This is a genomic window from Streptomyces aurantiacus JA 4570, assembly GCF_000414115.1.
Taxonomy (GTDB): domain Bacteria; phylum Actinomycetota; class Actinomycetes; order Streptomycetales; family Streptomycetaceae; genus Streptomyces; species Streptomyces aurantiacus_A.
Map to the genome: position 1 here is coordinate 1 of NZ_AOPZ01000418.1, position 326 is coordinate 326.

General features: G+C 71.5%; 1 protein-coding gene. It reads left to right on the plus strand.

Annotation, left to right across the window (positions count from 1 at the left end):
• On the plus strand, positions 1-326 hold a 326-nt coding region (locus STRAU_RS32565), incomplete at both ends, for an acyltransferase domain-containing protein (protein WP_037663416.1).

Below are 326 nucleotides of genomic sequence, written 5' to 3' on the forward strand. Positions count from 1 at the left end.
GTGGTGGGTCACAGTCAGGGTGAGATCGCCGCCGCGTGCGTCGCGGGCGCGCTGACTCTGCGGGACGCCGCGCGCGTCGTCGCTCTGCGCAGCCTGGCGATCCGGGAGCTGTCGGGCAAGGGTGGCATGGTGTCTGTGCCGCTGCCCGAGGCCGAGGTGCGGGAGCTGATCTCGGGCTGGGACGGTCGGATCGAGCTTGCGGCGGTCAACGGGCCTGCTCAGGTGGTGGTTTCGGGCGAGCCCGAGGCGCTGGAAGAGCTGGTGGCCCAGTGCGTCGCGCAGGACATCCGGGCCCGCACGATCCCAGTCGACTACGCCTCGCATTC